Raw genomic sequence first — 1,058 nt, 5'->3', positions numbered from 1 at the left:
GTCTGACGCCCAACGAATCTGAGCGGCTGTACTACTTACAGCCTAATGCTGTGGCCAGTATTAGTTGACCACTACAGTTGTCTGTCACGCCTGCTGGTTAAGCGCCAAGCCGAAGATGTCGAGGCTGTGCGCTGTCTAGCGGCAGATGTGCTCAACTTTGCCCTGTGCCGCAAGAACGGTGCGCTGAGCTGAACGGCTTTTAATCCATGCGGGTAAAAAGCGGGCAGTTGGCGGGCTTTTAGGTCTTTTCTATGACAAAGCCGTTGACGCCGAACGGCCTTTACGGTCTAATACGACCTGTTGCCCGAATAGCTCAGTAGGTAGAGCAGGGGATTGAAGATCCCCGTGTCCCTGGTTCGATTCCGGGTTCGGGCACCACTTCATTTTTTTGAAGTGGTTCACAGTTTCCTAGCACGGTCGCTGGAATTGAGATCTCCATCGCTCGATTAAAAACTTGATTACTCAGTTTTAATCACGCCTTATTTACTTTCCGCGTGGCTGATATTGGTTTCTCAAGTAAGAGCGTTTGTTGATACCAAACGCTCTTCTCGATAACTGATCATTTTTACGCGAAGTTGATTTAATAGTCAACTTCGCGTAAGGTTGTTTTTATTTTTTCTAATTTATCTCACAATTCCTGCGCGCGGTTCCTGTGCCGCACCGCTTCTGCCCCCCGCTTAATCCCCGTCCGGGCACTGCCCCCTTATCAGTTCAGGGAAGGATAATTCACATCATGAGTTTTTCAGTGTCAACCGCGCATGTTCTCCGCCCATCCCCATCGTCAGAAAGTCTGACAATTCATTTTCCAGTATTCTGACCGTACTGTGCGTATCCAGTCCGATATACTCCATTGTGGAAGACAGGCTGCGATGACCCAGCATCTGTCTGGTCAGTTGCATATTGCGCTCAGGGTGTTTCATCAATGTTGTCGCCAGTATATGCCTGAAGCGATGTGGACTTACATGAAAACCATATTCCTTTGATAACCGGCGAAAAAAGGAACGTACTGTCTGCATCACGGAAGTAGCAGACTGTTTCGGTTTGTAGTGGTCAACTAA

At 48.5% G+C, this 1,058-nt stretch carries 1 protein-coding gene, 1 tRNA gene and 1 pseudogene; 2 read left to right on the top strand and 1 reads right to left on the bottom strand.

What is annotated here, in order from left to right; translation table 11 throughout:
* Positions 1-78 precede the first annotated feature (78 nt).
* Together BBW68_RS16870 and BBW68_RS12150 are read left to right on the top strand one after the other, a co-directional pair.
* Positions 79-192: pseudogene (locus BBW68_RS16870) on the top strand (transcriptional regulator); the annotation flags it as partial.
* A 110-nt stretch (positions 193-302) separates the two neighbouring features.
* Positions 303-378 (top strand) — tRNA-Phe (locus BBW68_RS12150).
* A 353-nt stretch (positions 379-731) separates the two neighbouring features.
* On the opposite strand, the gene BBW68_RS12145 is transcribed toward BBW68_RS12150, so the two are convergent.
* The coding region (locus BBW68_RS12145; RefSeq protein ID WP_148127657.1) for a site-specific integrase at positions 732-1,058 on the bottom strand (327 nt) is incomplete at its 5' end.

Source organism: Candidatus Erwinia dacicola (genome assembly GCF_001756855.1).
GTDB lineage: Bacteria > Pseudomonadota > Gammaproteobacteria > Enterobacterales > Enterobacteriaceae > Erwinia > Erwinia dacicola.
Note: the sequence above shows the minus strand (reverse complement) of the source record. Positions and strands in the feature narration are given on the sequence as shown.